The organism is Psychroserpens jangbogonensis, assembly GCF_000797465.1.
GTDB classification, from domain to species: Bacteria; Bacteroidota; Bacteroidia; order Flavobacteriales; family Flavobacteriaceae; genus Psychroserpens; species Psychroserpens jangbogonensis.
In genome coordinates this window covers 253,372-267,954 of the sequence record NZ_JSWG01000006.1, presented here as the reverse complement: position 1 = coordinate 267,954, position 14,583 = coordinate 253,372, and the positions used below count along the sequence as shown (strand labels likewise).

The window sequence follows — 14,583 nt, the reverse complement described above, 5'->3', positions numbered from 1 at the left end:
TCACAAAAATTTAAGGACTTCAGTTTATTTGTAATGAACATAACCTAGTTCATAAAAAATACCATTGTAAAAGTCCATAATTGATTTACTTCCGTAGATATCTATATAAACTAAAACTCTAATCAAATCATTATGAAACGAATTTCTGTAATTGTATTATCGACTTTATTTTTAACAGCTTGTGTATCAAAGAAAAAGTATCTAGCTCTCGAGCAAGATAATGGCGAACTTAAAAGCGAACTGACAAAAACTAAAGTTGAAAAAGAAGAACTTGAAGACAAGTTTGTAGCCATTCAAGAACGTGTAGATAGTTATAATTCAAAAATTAATTCGCTTACCGAAGACAACAATGCAAAACTTGTAAATGTTGATGGTGTTGTTATTTCTGAAAACCAAAAAGTAGCATTAAGAGAATCTCTTAAAAACGTTCCTCCTGCTTATTTAGCGACTGCAAAAACACTTAAGGATTCTATGAATCTTGCAGTGCAATTCAATTTAAAAGAATCGATGGATAACATTGAAGAAGATGAAGATATCTCTATAAACATTGAAGAAACTGTAGTGATGATTTCAATTTCTGACAAGATGTTATTTGATTCTGGTAGTTACAGAATTAGTGATAAAGCAAACGAAATCCTTCAAAAAATCGCTAATGTTGTCAACTCTGAAGAAAGCTTAGATATTATGGTTGAAGGTCATACAGATGATAAAGCATTAAAAAATACGGCATCAGTAAAAGATAACTGGGATTTAAGTGTGTTACGTGCAACATCAGTAGTTAAAAAACTTCAAAACGATCATAATGTAGCTCCAGAGAAATTAATTGCTGCAGGACGAAGTTTTTACCAACCACTAGTTTCAAATGATACAAAAGAAAATAGAGCAGTAAACCGTAGAACACGTATCGTTATTTTACCAAATATTGACAAGTTTTTTGCGCTTATGTCTTCTAAAGAATAAGGCTTAAAACAATTAATCCATATATAAAAAACCACATGTAGATATGTGGTTTTTTTTGTTCATTATCGCTATTCAACAATTAATAAAAAAGGCCATATTCTTAAAAATATGACCTTTTTTAAATGTATTAATGCGATTTGATTATAACCACTCCAGGAAATAATCCATCATTTCTTCTTTTAATTCGTAATGCATTTTAATATAGGTACGCATATCTTCTTTTAAAGTATGCTGCTCGTTTTGTAATCGGCCATCTATATTCTCGTTAAAATCAGTATTATTAATGATTGCTACTTTATTTCTAATTCTGTGCATCAGTTTAGAAATAGCGTTTTTTTCAATCATTATTTTATTCTGAAATTTCTCTAAAGGAATAGTCGCTTGCTTTCCAAATTCACGAGCAGCTATTTCTTCGAGTTTTTCTTCAAACGTGTCCATTTCGTTAAAATGAAAACGTAATTCTCTTTTCCACGTGTCTAAATTAAACTTTAGATCACTTAAATAGGATACTTTTACTTGCATATGTTGTGCTTTAAATATGTTAAACTTCTTCTTTTACTAATTCTTTTTGAACGTGTGTTGGTACAGATTCATAGGATGAAAACTTTGAACTAAATGTTGCCTTTCCTTGTGTTATTGACCTTAAATCTGTTGAGTAGCCATATAGTTCTACGGCAGGAATTTGACATTTTAATATCTGATAATTATCACTATTCTCAAAGCCTTGTATCAAACTACGTCTCGACTGTAAATCTGTCATTACTGCGCCAACCATTTCTTCAGGAACTTTCACGATTAGTTCGTTTCTAGGTTCTAAGAGTTTCGGATTCGCATTTAAAAAGGCTTCACTAAAGGCATGTGCTCCTGCAATTTTAAAGGATATATCATTCGAATCTACTGAATGCATCTTACCATCATACACAATAACACGAACATCTCTTACATAAGATCCTGTAAGTGGTCCAGATTCCATAACTTCTAAAACGCCTTTCATTACCGATTGTAAATACCGCGTATCAATGGCACCTCCAACAATACAATTATAAAAAACGAGCTTTCCTCCCCATGGTAAATCCACTTCTTCTTTACCTCTAATACTAAAGCCTTCTGGCTCTTCAATACCTTCGTGCCAAGGTTCTATTTTTAATCGCACTTGAGCAAATTGTCCTGAGCCTCCAGATTGTTTTTTGTGTCTGTAATTAGCTGTAGATGATCGCTGTATTGTTTCGCGATACGGAATTTTAGGTTGTTTAAAAATGGCTTCAATGCCATATTCATGCTTTAATGTCCAATCAATAATTGCTAAATGCAATTCACCTTGGCATCCTAATAGTTGCTCTTTGGTTTCTGGAGAATAAGAAATAACAACCGTTGGGTCTTGACTATGGATTTTCTTTAAAGCATCACTTAGTTTATCTTCATCAGCCAAACTTTTAGCAGTGATTGCTGATGTCATACGCATTTCTGGGTATTGAATGTGTTTTATCTCAATAGGTGTTTTTCCTTCAAATAAAGTATCGTTAGTTTCTGTATGCTTTAATTTTAAAGTTGCACCAATATCGCCAACTGTTAACCTGTTTATTGGATGCCGTTCTTTACCATCCATAATAAATAACTGATTGATAACCTCTACTTCGCGTGTTCTGGCATTTGTGAGCTTATCATTAACATTAACTTCTCCCGAAATTACTTTAAAAAACGTGACCTGACCAAGATTAGGTTGGTACAAGGTTTTAAAGACAAATAAGGCTGCTGGATTCTCCTTTTTTGGAAAAAGCTCTTGTCCTTCTATGGATTGCTCTGATTTCAATTCAGAAGCTGCAGGAGCTACGTTATCAATGAAGCCCATTAATCGTCCTGTTCCCATATCTTGCAGAGCAGAAACACAAAATACTGGGTAGACATCATGATTGAGCATCCCAGCTTTAATTCCCTTTCGTAATTGATCTTCATTTAATGTGCCTTGATCAAAGTATAATTCTAATAATTCATCATCGTTTTCTGCTGCCTTTTCTACCAATTCATTGTGTAATTTATTAGCAAGTTCTATTTGATCTTCTGGAATTTCTAGTTTTTCAGGCTTCCCTCCTTCTGGACCAAATTTATAGAGCTTCATTTTAAGTACATCAATAATACATTGAGCGTTATCAATTTTAATTGGATATTGAATTTTTATAGCATTTTTACCAACTAGTGATTCAATACTTTTAAAACAGTACTCAAAATTTAAATCAGGATGATCAATTTGATTGATTACAAATAAGGTAGGCTTATGATATTTATCGATATAGTTCCAGATAATTTCAGTACCAATTTCTACGCCATGCCTTCCGTTTATTACGGTTACAACAGTATCTGCCACACGAATAGATGAAATAATTTCACCTACAAAATCGTCCAAACCAGGTGTGTCTATTATATTAATCTTAAAGTTACGCCATTCAGTATGTAATGGTGTTGCGAATATTGAAGCTTCCCTTTCGTGTTCAATATTGTGATAATCTGAAACCGTATTATGATCTTCTACAGTCCCTCTTCTATTTATAAGTCCTGCTTCAAATAACATGGTTTCAGATAATGTCGTTTTTCCGCTTCGATGTGCACCTACAAAGACTACATTTTTAATGTGTTTATCGTCAAATACTTTCATGGATCCTATGGTTTAATTTATAGTAATAAAGCTAGTCACAATTATTAAGGAAAAATATGATAAATGTCAGATTAAGATACAAAATTGCGAACAGATTCTGAAATATTAGATACTGTATTTCAGCTGTTTAACTAGAGCTATTACGAATATCATGTTTAAACAATAATCATAGAATTAATATGCTGGAAATTTCAGTACTTTTGAATAACATATAATTTAATCTTAACTGTCCATTGAAAAAAATTACATTCCTATTCGTATTTCTACTAGTTAGCGTTGTCAATTGCTTCGCTCAAGATTTGTCTGAGCTCTATGAGCAGGTAAGCCCAGCTGTTGTTATGATTTATACATCTGAAAAGAATTTATCGCTAACAAAAGACAACACCACACAAATGGTGACTCAAGAAGGCCTAGGTTCTGGTTTTATGATTTCTGACCGTTTAGTTGTTACTGCTGCACACGTGGTTACTGTTCCTGAAAAAATAAACGTACTCTTTCCTGATGGTGATGTAATTAGAGGCTCAGTAGTCAGTATTTATAAAAGCGCTGATATTGCACTTATAAAATTGTTTAGACCACGCATTAATCCTGTGACTGTGAGTTTTGGAAATTCAGACGAATTAAAAATTGGTGAACGTATTTTTGTTATTGGTGCACCATTTGGTCTTAACGCTTCTCTTTCTTCTGGTTATGTGAGTAGTTTTAGAAAAAATGGTCAAGGAAAAAATCCTTTTACTAGTACTGAATTTATTCAAACTGATGCTGCTATTAATACTGGAAATTCTGGTGGACCAATGTTTAATTTGCGTGGAGAAGTGGTAGGTATTGTTAGTCATATTCTTACTAAATCTGGTGGTTTTGAAGGAATCGGTTATGCAAGTAGCTCAAATCTTGCAGCTCGTTTACTCCTTAATAATAATATGCCATGGTTAGGTGCTGATTTTTATTCGTTAAGTGAGAATGAAGCAAAATTGTTAAACGTTCCACAAAAGCATGGTTTGTTAATTCAGCGTGTGGTATCGGAGTCAATCTTTGGTAATATGGGTATTCGAGGCGGTACTACAGAAACAATTTTAGGTACTAACAAGCTTATACTTGGTGGTGATATTATATTAGCCTTCAACGATATTAAATTTAACTTAGATGACGCTACCTTAAATAGTCTCGCAGAATTTGCCAATACTATTACCACGAATCCGAAATTCAAATTAACTGTCTTAAGAGATGGTAAAATAGTGGAGTTAAATTATAATTAATGTTGTTATTTAGGGTGTTAGCTTAACTATAATTCATCTAAATTAACATGTAATTCATCTAAAATAACATGGTTTCATTCATTTTCATAAAATCTTTTCTATTTTAGAGCTTAAATCGTTAACCAGTTGAATGTCATGAAAAAAATTACACTATTACTTTTCGTATTCTTTTCAATTATCTCTTCGTCAAATGCCCAGCAATCTGTTGCTCGTGAATGGAATGAAGTTTTATTAGATGCAGTTCGTTCAGACTTTGCTCGACCTACTGTTCACGCTAGAAATTTATTTCATAGTTCTGTTTTAATGTATGATGCATGGGCAATTTTTGACTCACAAGCAGAAACTGTTTTTTTAGGAAAAACTTTTAATGGATATACTACTGTTTTTAACGGAATTGCGACACCTACAGATTCTGATGCAGCAACTCATGAAATCCTTAGTTATGCCATGCTTAGATTGCTAAAGCATAGATTCGAAAATTCTCCTGGAAGTGTTGGAATTATGCAAGAGATTGATGATTTATTCTTACTACTTGGTTATGATGAAGCAGAGGTCTCTATCGATTATAGTGGAGGTTCTTATGCTGCCCTCGGAAATTACTTAGCAAGTGAAATGATTGCTTTTGGTTTAGATGATTTCTCTTATGAGCAATTTGATTATCCAAATGTGTTTTACATTCCAGATAATCCGCCATTGATTTTAGAATTGTATCAAGATAATACAGGCATTGATCCTAATAAATGGCAACCTTTAGCCTTTTCAACATTTATTGATCAAAGTGGGAATATTTTTCCTAGTGAAACTCCGCCATTTTTAAGTCCAGAATGGGGATCTGTTAAACCGTTTTGTTTAGTTCCTGAAGATTTAGATGTATTGAATGATGGATTTGATTGTTTTGTTTATAATGATCCAGGACCACCTGTTTATATTCAAAACTCTAATGAAGATGGAATTGATGACCCTTACAAATGGCACTTTGCTTTAGTAGCATCTTGGTCTTCTCATTTAGATCCTGATGACACAACAATGATAGATATTTCTCCTGGTAGTATTGGAAATTTTGATTTAGCTAATTATCCAGAAACTTTTGAAGAGTATAAAACGTTTTATGACTTTAGCCTCGGAGGTGACTCCAGTGTAGGTCATGATTTAAATCCATCAACAGGAATGCCTTATGTTTCAAATATGGTAAAACGTTCAGACTATGCTAGAGTTCTTGCAGAGTTTTGGGCAGATGGTCCAGATTCTGAAACACCTCCAGGACATTGGTTTACTCTTATGAATTATGTGAGTGATAATCCTGCTGTAGTTAAAAAAATTGGTGGTCAAGGATCAATAGTATCTAATTTGGAATGGGATGTAAAAGGTTATCTAGCACTTGGTGGTGCTATGCATGATTCTGCTATTAATACATGGGGAATAAAAGGCTATTACGATTATATTCGTCCGATTTCAGCAATTCGATATATGGCAGGTAAAGGACAAAGTAGTGATGCTGCTTTACCAAATTATGATCCACATGGAATGCCATTAATTCCTGGTTTAATTGAACAAGTTCAGTCTGGTGAAGAATTGGCTGGTGCTGGTGATGAAAATGTTGGAAAAATCAAAATATTCGCTTGGAGAGGTCCAGATTTTATTAATGACCCAGAAACTGATGTTGCAGGTGTTGATTGGATTTTAGGTGAACATTGGTGGCCATACCAAAGAGGAACATTTGTAACGCCTCCTTTTGCTGGTTATTTATCAGGTCACTCTACGTTTTCAAGAGCTGCTGCTGAAGTATTAACACGATTAACTGGAGATCCATTTTTCCCTGGTGGTATGGGAACTTTCGACTTGGTTCAAGATGATTTCCTCGTGTTTGAAGTTGGTCCTACAGAAAACATGACCTTACAATGGGCAACATATCGTGATGCATCAGATCAAACTAGTTTATCTAGAATATGGGGAGGAATTCATCCACCTATCGATGATATTAGAGGACGAATTATTGGTGATAAAATTGGAAACGATTCTTTTGATTTGGCTTTAGAATACTTCCAAGGAACCTTAAGCAATCCAACTGTAGGTATAGAGAATTCGATTAACCTCTATCCTATTCCATTCTCAAATGAGTTAAATATTTCAAACCCTAAAAATGAGCGATTGCATTTAGAATTGTATAGTTTAGAAGGTAAACTAGTATATGAAGTTGATGTCTTTCAAAACTCAACACAGTTGCAATTATCTTCGTTAGGTACTGGGTTGTATTTCGCTAAATTTATAGATGTAAATAATGAAACTGTATTCGTTAAAAAAGTTGTTAAAAACTAGATAAAATCAGTCTTATAAGGTATTTTTGTGCTCAAATTATGACTTTATGTTTTCGTTATTCAATAGCTTTAAAATTATTGCCTTATTAGAAGGAATCTCTTATATTTTATTGATCTTCGTGGCAGTTCCAATAAAGTATCTTGCAAATGATCCTCAATACGTGAAACTACTCGGTATGCCTCATGGATTGTTATTTGTGGCTTATATCGTATTAGCTGTAATACTTGCTTCACAACTTAAATGGAACGGTAAAACCTTATTAATTGTATTGGCCGCATCGATTATTCCATTTGGAACATTTTATGTAGATAGAACTTACTTAAAAAAAACAAAATAAATGGATCGCTTACGTCATTTTTTCTACGATTATTTTATACAGTTTGGTCTTACTGAAACATCAGCAAAGTATCTAAACATGCTATGCTTACTTATTATATTAGTTGTGATTCTTTTTATTGCTGATCTGGTTTCTAGAAAGCTCATCATAAATTTCTCTAATCGTTTTGCGGAAAAATCAAAAACTAACTTTGACGATTTATTAGTCAGTCATCGTGCGCCAAGACGCATTGCACATTTAGTACCTTTAATTCTTACCATTAATTTATTTCCGCTAGTACTTCATGATTTTCCTCAATTTGAAGGGTATATACTAATGCTTATTAAAGTCTATGGAATTGTACTTACCATTTGGATTATTAGAAGTATTCTTAAAACTTTTGAATCATACTTTAAAACCTTACCACGTCTAAAAGACAAACCAATTGACAGCTACATACAAGTAGCAATGTTATTTATTTGGATTATTGGAATAGCATCTATATTAGCAATTTTGATTAACCTGTCATTCATCAAATTTTTCACAACCCTTGGTGCTGCTTCTGCTGTTTTATTATTAATATTTAAGGATACAATTCTCGGTTTTGTAGCAAGTATTCAAGTCGCAATAAACGATAGTGTTCGTATAGGTGATTGGATTACTATGGAGAAATATGGTGCTGATGGTAGTGTTATTGAAATTAATCTATCTACAGTTCAGGTTCAGAATTTCGATATGACCATTACTAATATTCCGACATTTGCATTGATTTCAGATTCTTATAAAAACTGGAGAGGAATGCAATCGTCTGGTGGTCGTCGAATTAAACGTGCCATTATTCTGAAAGCTAAAAGCATTAAGTATTTAACTGATGAGGATATTAATAAATTAAAAGGAATCGAATTAGTTTCAAAATATTTAGAATCTCGTCAAAAGGATATTGCCAACTTTAATGCAGATGAACAAATAGATAAGTCCGTTTTAATCAATGGTCGCAATTTGACCAATTTAGGTGTGTTTAGAAAATACATGCAAACCTATGTTGAAAATCATTCGGCTGTTAATAAAGAAATGACCATAATGGTGAGACAGTTAGAACCAACACCTCATGGTTTGCCTTTAGAGATTTATTGCTTTAGTAGTGATAAACGCTGGGAAAACTACGAATATATTATGGCAGATATCTTTGATCATATGTTAGCTGCTGTCTCTTATTTTGAACTAGAAGTATTTGAGTATCCAACAAAATTTATGGAAACTGCTGAATAAGTGTTTCCTAATCGTCACCTTCTAATCGGTCTTTTACAAACTCTACCTCTGATTTCCCATGAGGCTTCGGTTTGCCATCATTACCAAGATTTACCATAATGATATTGTCTACCGTTAATATGGTTTCTCTTGTCATTTTATTACGAACCTTACATTTCATGGTTAATGACGATCTTCCAAATTTTACAACCTGAATTCCAATTTCGATAATATCACCTTGCATAGCTGATGCCATGAAGTTGATTTCAGACATATACTTAGTAACTATCTTAGAGTTCTCTAACTGAATAATAGTATAAAGTGCCGCTTCTTCATCAATCCATGCTAACAGTTGTCCACCAAATAAAGTTTGATTAGGATTTAAATCTTCGGGTTTTACCCATTTTCGTGTATGAAATTTCATTGTTTTTAATGTTTTATCAAAGGTAATCGATTGTGAATTCAAATAAAACAGATTGATATTACAAAATTCTATTCTTTGATATAAATATCATATTTGTTGATAACACAGTTAACAAGATATAACCGACGCAATATATAAGCGTATCATAATATCTATTTTTAGTTAAAATTAAAGCCATGAATGATCGATCTACGAATTTAAAATCTATTAGACCCGTTATTGCAACAGCTCTTGTTAACGATAATATGTCTGCTGATGAGTGCTTCCAGAACGCAACATTGCGTCCAATTATCAAAATGCAAAATCACTTACTTGTGATGGTGTTTAGAAATTATATTGATAAACGGAAAAATGTCTTTTATGATTTGTCGTTACCTAAGCAATTGGCATACATAGAGAATGCAATTCACAAAGACATGAAGTTTCGAAACTCAGTAAAAGGGATGATTATAGGACAATTTACTGTGGAAGAATATGAGCTTTATATTCAGAATTCTTCAGCGTTAAATAAACGAATGATGAATATTGTTAAAGAGCGCTTGGTTAGTAACATTCAAGTGTTTACGCAACCACTTGCAAAAGCCATTTAGCTTAAATAAGAGACTCACCATTTAGGTTTGTGGTAAGAACATCACTCATGTAATTAAAGAATGGTCTTATCGCTTTAAATGATGAATTGACATTATCCATAAAGTCAGGACATAGCACCTCTTTATCGGTATATTTCTTCGTAAAAATATATTGCTTTTTTCGTATTAAATCAATTGCAGGATGTTCCTTATCAAAATCTCTAGGAGCAGTTTTTAACTCGTCTCCAACAAATTCTCCCCAAACTGATTTAAAAGCTTTATTATTTATAATTGTTCTAATTTCTTCATCATCTTGTTCAAATTCACGTCTAATTCTTAGTAAATCATCTTTATTTGGTTCCCAAAATCCAGTCGCTATAAATGATTCGTTATTTGGCTGAATATGAAGATAATAACCGCCTCTTAATTCGGGTTTCTTTCTGCCAAATGAACCTCCAAAGTGTGTTTTATATGGCAGTTTGTTTTTTGAAAATCGCACATCTCTATAAATTCGAAACATCTTAAACTTATCGACTTGGTCATGCTTGCTTAGTTTTTCGAATAGCTGATTATAAACTTGTTTCACTTCAGTTTCAATTTCTTTGAATTCTTTTTTATGGTCATTAAACCAATCACGATTGTTATTCTTTTCTAATTTTTTAAAAAAGGCAAAGGTTTCTCTAGGTATCGTTTCGTTCATAGCAATTATTTATCTTATTCTAATCATGTGATTAGCCGATTAGGTATGTTTTTTCTTTCTTAATTTCTTTAAATACAAAATTATTGACCTAGGATAAATGTATAAAAACTTTTCGGTATAGCATTAGTCAATTTATGAATAACTAATAGTTATGTAAAAGGCTGGTTAGTTGCTGTTTAATGAATTACTTTTGATAAATTAAAGGAAGGCTTGCATATTGATTATATTTTCACTAATATGCAAATTCAATCCTTCATAAAATATAATTCATGGGAAGACCTCCAACTAAGCCAATAAAATTCAGAGACGGATTTTATATAGAACTGAGAAACAAAGGTAAAAATTCTGGTATTAAATTACATAGAGATACCAAAGAACAAATGTTAAGAACAATCAAGGAATACGAACAAACTAAAGACGTATATATTCTTGGTGAATCTAAAAATGGAAAATGGGTAACTAAAACGCCTGTTTTGCATGTTATAGAAAATTAAACACCTGTTTTTTTATAAATTATTCCTTTCTTGAGTTTACGAAAAAGTAAATACAAGGAAGGTTTTTTTATGTTTTATAATTATTTTCATAAATTGATGTCAATAACTAACTAAAACATAAATATTATGACTGATATTTCAAACACAAAACCACCTATTTGGTTTTGGATTATTGCTGTAGTTGCCCTTATTTGGAATGGTATGGGAGTTATGGCTTACCTTGTTAGAGCTTTTATGACTGATGACATGATAGCTGCGCTACCAGAAGAACAACAAGCAGAATTTTTAGTAGAGCATCCAACTTGGTATACAGCTGCATTTGCTTTAGCTGTTTTTTGTGGTGCTTTAGGTTGCCTTGCTTTATTATTAAGAAAAAAATGGGCATTTATGCTCTTTGTAATTTCGTTTATAACTGCAACAATTCAACAGGTTTACCTTATGGTTACTGTTGAAGATGTAAATCCAGTAATGCCGATAATGATTATTGTTGTTTGTGCTTTTTTAATATGGTTTACAAAAATGTCTACGGCTAAAGGATGGCTTAAATAATAGGAAAACCTATCAAAATCTTTAAAAGGTATTAGTTAAACACTGATGCCTTTTTTATTTCAATATAAATATTAGATTTGTTATACTAACACTTCATTTTTAATTATGACTATTTCTACACTTGATTGGGTAATTATCATTTTCTTTTTAATACTCTTTGCTGGCATAGGTATTTATGTGTCTAAGCAAGCTGGGAAAGATTCAAAAGCATTTTTTCTCTCTGGACGAAATATGCCTTGGTGGTTACTTGGTGTTAGCATGGTAGCTACTACATTTGCTGCCGATACTCCAGGTTTAGTAACCCAGTTAGTAAGACAGAATGGAGTCTCCGGAAATTGGGTTTGGTGGGCAATGTTATTAACAGGAATGCTTACTGTATTTTTCTATGCTAAGCTTTGGCGAAAAAGTGAAATCACTACAGATTTAGAATTTTATGAATTACGCTATAGCGGTAAAATAGCAGGCTACTTAAGAGGTTTTAGAGCGATTTATTTAGGTGTTATTTTCAATGTTATTACAATGGCAGGAGTGTGTTTGGCTGGTGCAAAAATCGCAAATATTCTGTTAGGAATATCACAAGGTGAAATGCTCATCTACTCCTCTATTATTGTAGTTATATATTCGGCTTTTGGTGGATTAAAAGGTGTTTTGATTACAGATTTCATTCAGTTTATTATTGCAATGATTGGAAGTGTTTGGGCAACAATTTATATTGTGAATCTGCCAGAAATTGGAGGTACTTCAAATTTATTATCTCATATTAATGTAAGTGATAAGCTTGCATTTTTTCCAGATTTCGGTAATACTGAAGCTTTAGTTACGATGCTAATTATTCCTTTAGCTGTTCAATGGTGGAGCACGTGGTATCCTGGAGCAGAACCTGGAGGAGGTGGTTATATTGCACAACGAATGTTAGCTGCTAAAGATGAAAAACATGCAACTTGGGCTACTCTATTTTTTAATGTGGCACATTATGCTATTCGTCCGTGGCCATGGATTATAGTTGGTTTGGCTTCATTAGTTGTGTTTCCTAATTTAGACAGTATAAATCAAGCTTTTCCTGATCTATCAACCTCAATGCAAGGCGAAGATGTTGCTTATGCAGCAATGATGACTTATTTGCCTTCTGGACTAATAGGAATTGTCTTGTTATCCCTTATTGCGGCTTTTATGAGTACGATTTCAACTCAGTTGAATTGGGGAAGTTCGTATATCGTAAATGATTTTTATAAACGTTTTCTAAAACCAGATGCTTCTGATAAAGATCAAGTATTAGTTGGTCGTATTTCTACTGTAGTACTTATGATTTGTGCTGCACTGTTTTCATTCTTTTTACAATCGGCAGGAGAAGTTCTTAATTTATTATTACAAATTGGAGCTGGAACAGGGCTACTATTTATCTTAAGATGGTTTTGGAGCAGAATCAATCCTTATAGTGAAATTGCAGCTATGGTTATTTCTTTCGTGATTGCTGTATTCTTTTTTGTTAATGGAAAACTAGACACTCCAATAATAGAAATTGCTGGTCATTGGCAGTTGGTGTTTGGTGTCGTTGTTACAACTATCGGATGGTTAATCGTTACCTTATTGACAAAACCGACAGATGCCGATACGCTTCAATCGTTTAATGCTTTAATCTTTGGAGAGACTTCTAAATTTAAAGGATTTGGAATGAAAATTCTTGGATTTTTTAGTGGTGTAATTGGAGTGTATTGTACACTTTTTGCAATTGGAAATTTTATCTACGGAAAAACAGCACTAGCTTTTGGATTGTTAGGAATCACACTAATATGTGCAATAGCAATTATTAAATCGTTTAAAGCAGAATCTAAATAGCTCTAATCAATAATTCTGCAGTTGCTGGATTGGTAGCTAAAGGAACATCATGTACATCACATAAACGCAAGAGCATTAATACATCAGGTTCGTGAGGATGTTTTTCAAGAGGATCTCTAAAAAACAAAACCATATCACATTTACCTTCTGCAACTCTGGCTGCAATTTGAGCATCACCTCCTAGTGGTCCAGAAAGTAAACTTTCTACTTCAAATCCAGCTTTTTTAGCTTTTTCACCTGTTGTACCTGTAGAAATGAGAGTGATTTTCTTTTGTTGTAAAACTGTTCTATGTTCATTTAAGAATTGAACCATTTCAGCTTTTTTACCATCATGTGCTATAATTGCAATGTTCATAATTTTAGTTCTTTAGTGTGATAGATTACTAGCCCTTCAATAGGTCGTCTTTCAAAATTACCGACAGTAAAGCCTAATTCATTAGCAACTTGACGTATTTCGTCTTCAGCAAAGAAAGCAATTGATCCAGCAAAATGTACAGGAACTGTTTTAAGTTCTTCTTTGTACTGAAAAATCATATTTTTCGCAAACAATCGTAATCCTTTTTTTATTAATTCCCTTATGTATTCAGAGTCTTTGTTCAAAAACATAAACTCTGCGAAGTTCGCTAAATAAGCATTTGGATTGGGCTCTTTATAAAGATTATGTTTAATAAAATCAGCTTCGACATTGTATTTATGATCAAATGCGACTTTGATTTTTCCAGGCATATGATTAAAATAGTAATCTTTAAGTAGTTCTTTACCATAATAATTTCCAGACGCCTCATCCATAATTGTATATCCTAATGAGACAACACGTTGATATAATCTTGTTCCATCAAAGTAACTACAATTTGAACCTGTTCCCATAATGCAAACTACAGCAGCTTCATTACTATGACTTTGAGTAGCTCTTACTGCAGCCATGGTATCTTCTTGAACGTCGATGATTGCATTTGAGAATATAGTTTCTAAAATATGTGCTAACATCAATCTCGGCTTAGTAGTACCGCAACCTGCACCATAAAAGAAAATGTGAGTAACATTATCTTTAAACTGCATTAAATCATCACTTTTTCTAATGATTTTATTGAGCTTTTTTTCAGATAAAATTGCGGGATTTAGTCCTTTGGTACGAATTTTATCTTGGAGTTGTTCTCCTAATTCATCGATGACTATCCAATCGCATTTTGTTGAGCCGCTATCAGTAATTAAAATCATAGTGATAAGTTAAAAAATAAATCCGTAGTAAATGTGATATCACAAAT

15 protein-coding genes are annotated in these 14,583 nt (G+C 32.8%); 9 read left to right on the top strand and 6 right to left on the bottom strand.

Annotated features, from left to right (window positions below; all coding sequences use genetic code 11):
- Positions 1 to 132: 132 nt before the first annotated feature.
- Positions 133 to 960 (top strand): OmpA/MotB family protein, encoded by an 828-nt coding sequence (locus RH81_RS04650; RefSeq protein ID WP_033958402.1) that lies wholly within the window; start codon positions 133 to 135, stop codon positions 958 to 960.
- Between the two features lie 141 nt (positions 961 to 1,101).
- On the opposite strand, the gene RH81_RS04645 is transcribed toward RH81_RS04650, so the two are convergent.
- Both RH81_RS04645 and RH81_RS04640 read right to left on the bottom strand, forming a co-directional pair.
- A complete protein-coding gene (locus tag RH81_RS04645; RefSeq protein ID WP_033958401.1) occupies positions 1,102 to 1,482 on the bottom strand; it encodes a hypothetical protein in 381 nt (126 codons plus the stop codon).
- 19 nt (positions 1,483 to 1,501) lie between these two features.
- Positions 1,502 to 3,610, bottom strand: coding sequence for an elongation factor G (locus tag RH81_RS04640; protein ID WP_033958400.1), 2,109 nt, complete (start codon positions 3,608 to 3,610; stop codon positions 1,502 to 1,504).
- 233 nt (positions 3,611 to 3,843) lie between these two features.
- Here RH81_RS04640 and RH81_RS04635 point away from each other — a divergent pair, with 233 nt between their 5' ends.
- The 4 genes from RH81_RS04635 to RH81_RS04620 all read left to right on the top strand — a co-directional run bounded on the left by RH81_RS04635 (position 3,844) and on the right by RH81_RS04620 (position 8,767).
- Positions 3,844 to 4,866 carry a S1C family serine protease gene (locus RH81_RS04635; protein WP_152604786.1) on the top strand — a complete coding sequence of 341 codons (1,023 nt, stop codon included), beginning with the start codon at positions 3,844 to 3,846 and terminating at the stop codon, positions 4,864 to 4,866.
- Positions 4,867 to 5,001: 135 nt separating this feature from the next.
- Positions 5,002 to 7,182, top strand: coding sequence for a T9SS type A sorting domain-containing protein (locus tag RH81_RS04630; protein WP_033958399.1), 2,181 nt, complete (start codon positions 5,002 to 5,004; stop codon positions 7,180 to 7,182).
- Between the two features lie 46 nt (positions 7,183 to 7,228).
- Positions 7,229 to 7,519, top strand: coding sequence for a DUF3817 domain-containing protein (locus tag RH81_RS04625; protein ID WP_033958397.1), 291 nt, complete (start codon positions 7,229 to 7,231; stop codon positions 7,517 to 7,519).
- Entirely contained in the window at positions 7,520 to 8,767 is a 1,248-nt protein-coding gene (locus tag RH81_RS04620; RefSeq protein WP_033958395.1) for a mechanosensitive ion channel family protein, read from the top strand.
- 7 nt (positions 8,768 to 8,774) lie between these two features.
- Here RH81_RS04620 and RH81_RS04615 read toward each other — a convergent pair whose 3' ends face one another.
- Complete coding sequence (locus RH81_RS04615; RefSeq protein ID WP_033958727.1) at positions 8,775 to 9,170, bottom strand: acyl-CoA thioesterase; 396 nt, start codon at positions 9,168 to 9,170, stop codon at positions 8,775 to 8,777.
- 176 nt (positions 9,171 to 9,346) lie between these two features.
- On the opposite strand from RH81_RS04615, the gene RH81_RS04610 reads away from it, so the two are divergent.
- Positions 9,347 to 9,760, top strand: coding sequence for a hypothetical protein (locus tag RH81_RS04610; RefSeq protein WP_033958392.1), 414 nt, complete (start codon positions 9,347 to 9,349; stop codon positions 9,758 to 9,760).
- Between the two features lies 1 nt (position 9,761).
- Here RH81_RS04610 and RH81_RS04605 read toward each other — a convergent pair whose 3' ends face one another.
- A complete protein-coding gene (locus tag RH81_RS04605) occupies positions 9,762 to 10,439 on the bottom strand; it encodes a DUF2461 domain-containing protein (protein ID WP_033958390.1) in 678 nt (225 codons plus the stop codon).
- A 269-nt stretch (positions 10,440 to 10,708) separates the two neighbouring features.
- Between RH81_RS04605 and RH81_RS04600 the strand changes: the two genes are divergently transcribed.
- The 3 genes from RH81_RS04600 to RH81_RS04590 all read left to right on the top strand — a co-directional run bounded on the left by RH81_RS04600 (position 10,709) and on the right by RH81_RS04590 (position 13,318).
- On the top strand, positions 10,709 to 10,933 hold the full coding sequence (locus RH81_RS04600) for a hypothetical protein (protein WP_033958388.1): 225 nt from the start codon (positions 10,709 to 10,711) through the stop codon (positions 10,931 to 10,933).
- Between the two features lie 126 nt (positions 10,934 to 11,059).
- A complete protein-coding gene (locus tag RH81_RS04595; protein ID WP_033958385.1) occupies positions 11,060 to 11,482 on the top strand; it encodes a hypothetical protein in 423 nt (140 codons plus the stop codon).
- A 105-nt stretch (positions 11,483 to 11,587) separates the two neighbouring features.
- Positions 11,588 to 13,318: a sodium:solute symporter family protein gene (locus tag RH81_RS04590; protein WP_033958382.1), complete on the top strand. Its 1,731-nt coding sequence runs from the start codon at positions 11,588 to 11,590 to the stop codon at positions 13,316 to 13,318.
- On the opposite strand, the gene RH81_RS04585 is transcribed toward RH81_RS04590, so the two are convergent.
- Positions 13,311 to 13,673, bottom strand: a complete 363-nt coding sequence (locus RH81_RS04585; protein WP_033958379.1) for a methylglyoxal synthase — start codon at positions 13,671 to 13,673, stop codon at positions 13,311 to 13,313. The two genes, RH81_RS04590 and RH81_RS04585, sit on opposite strands and share 8 nt — an antisense overlap.
- Positions 13,670 to 14,536, bottom strand: a complete 867-nt coding sequence (locus RH81_RS04580) for an N-acetylglucosamine kinase (protein WP_033958377.1) — start codon at positions 14,534 to 14,536, stop codon at positions 13,670 to 13,672. The genes RH81_RS04585 and RH81_RS04580 overlap by 4 nt, the downstream gene beginning before the upstream one ends.
- Between the last annotated feature and the right edge of the window lie 47 nt (positions 14,537 to 14,583).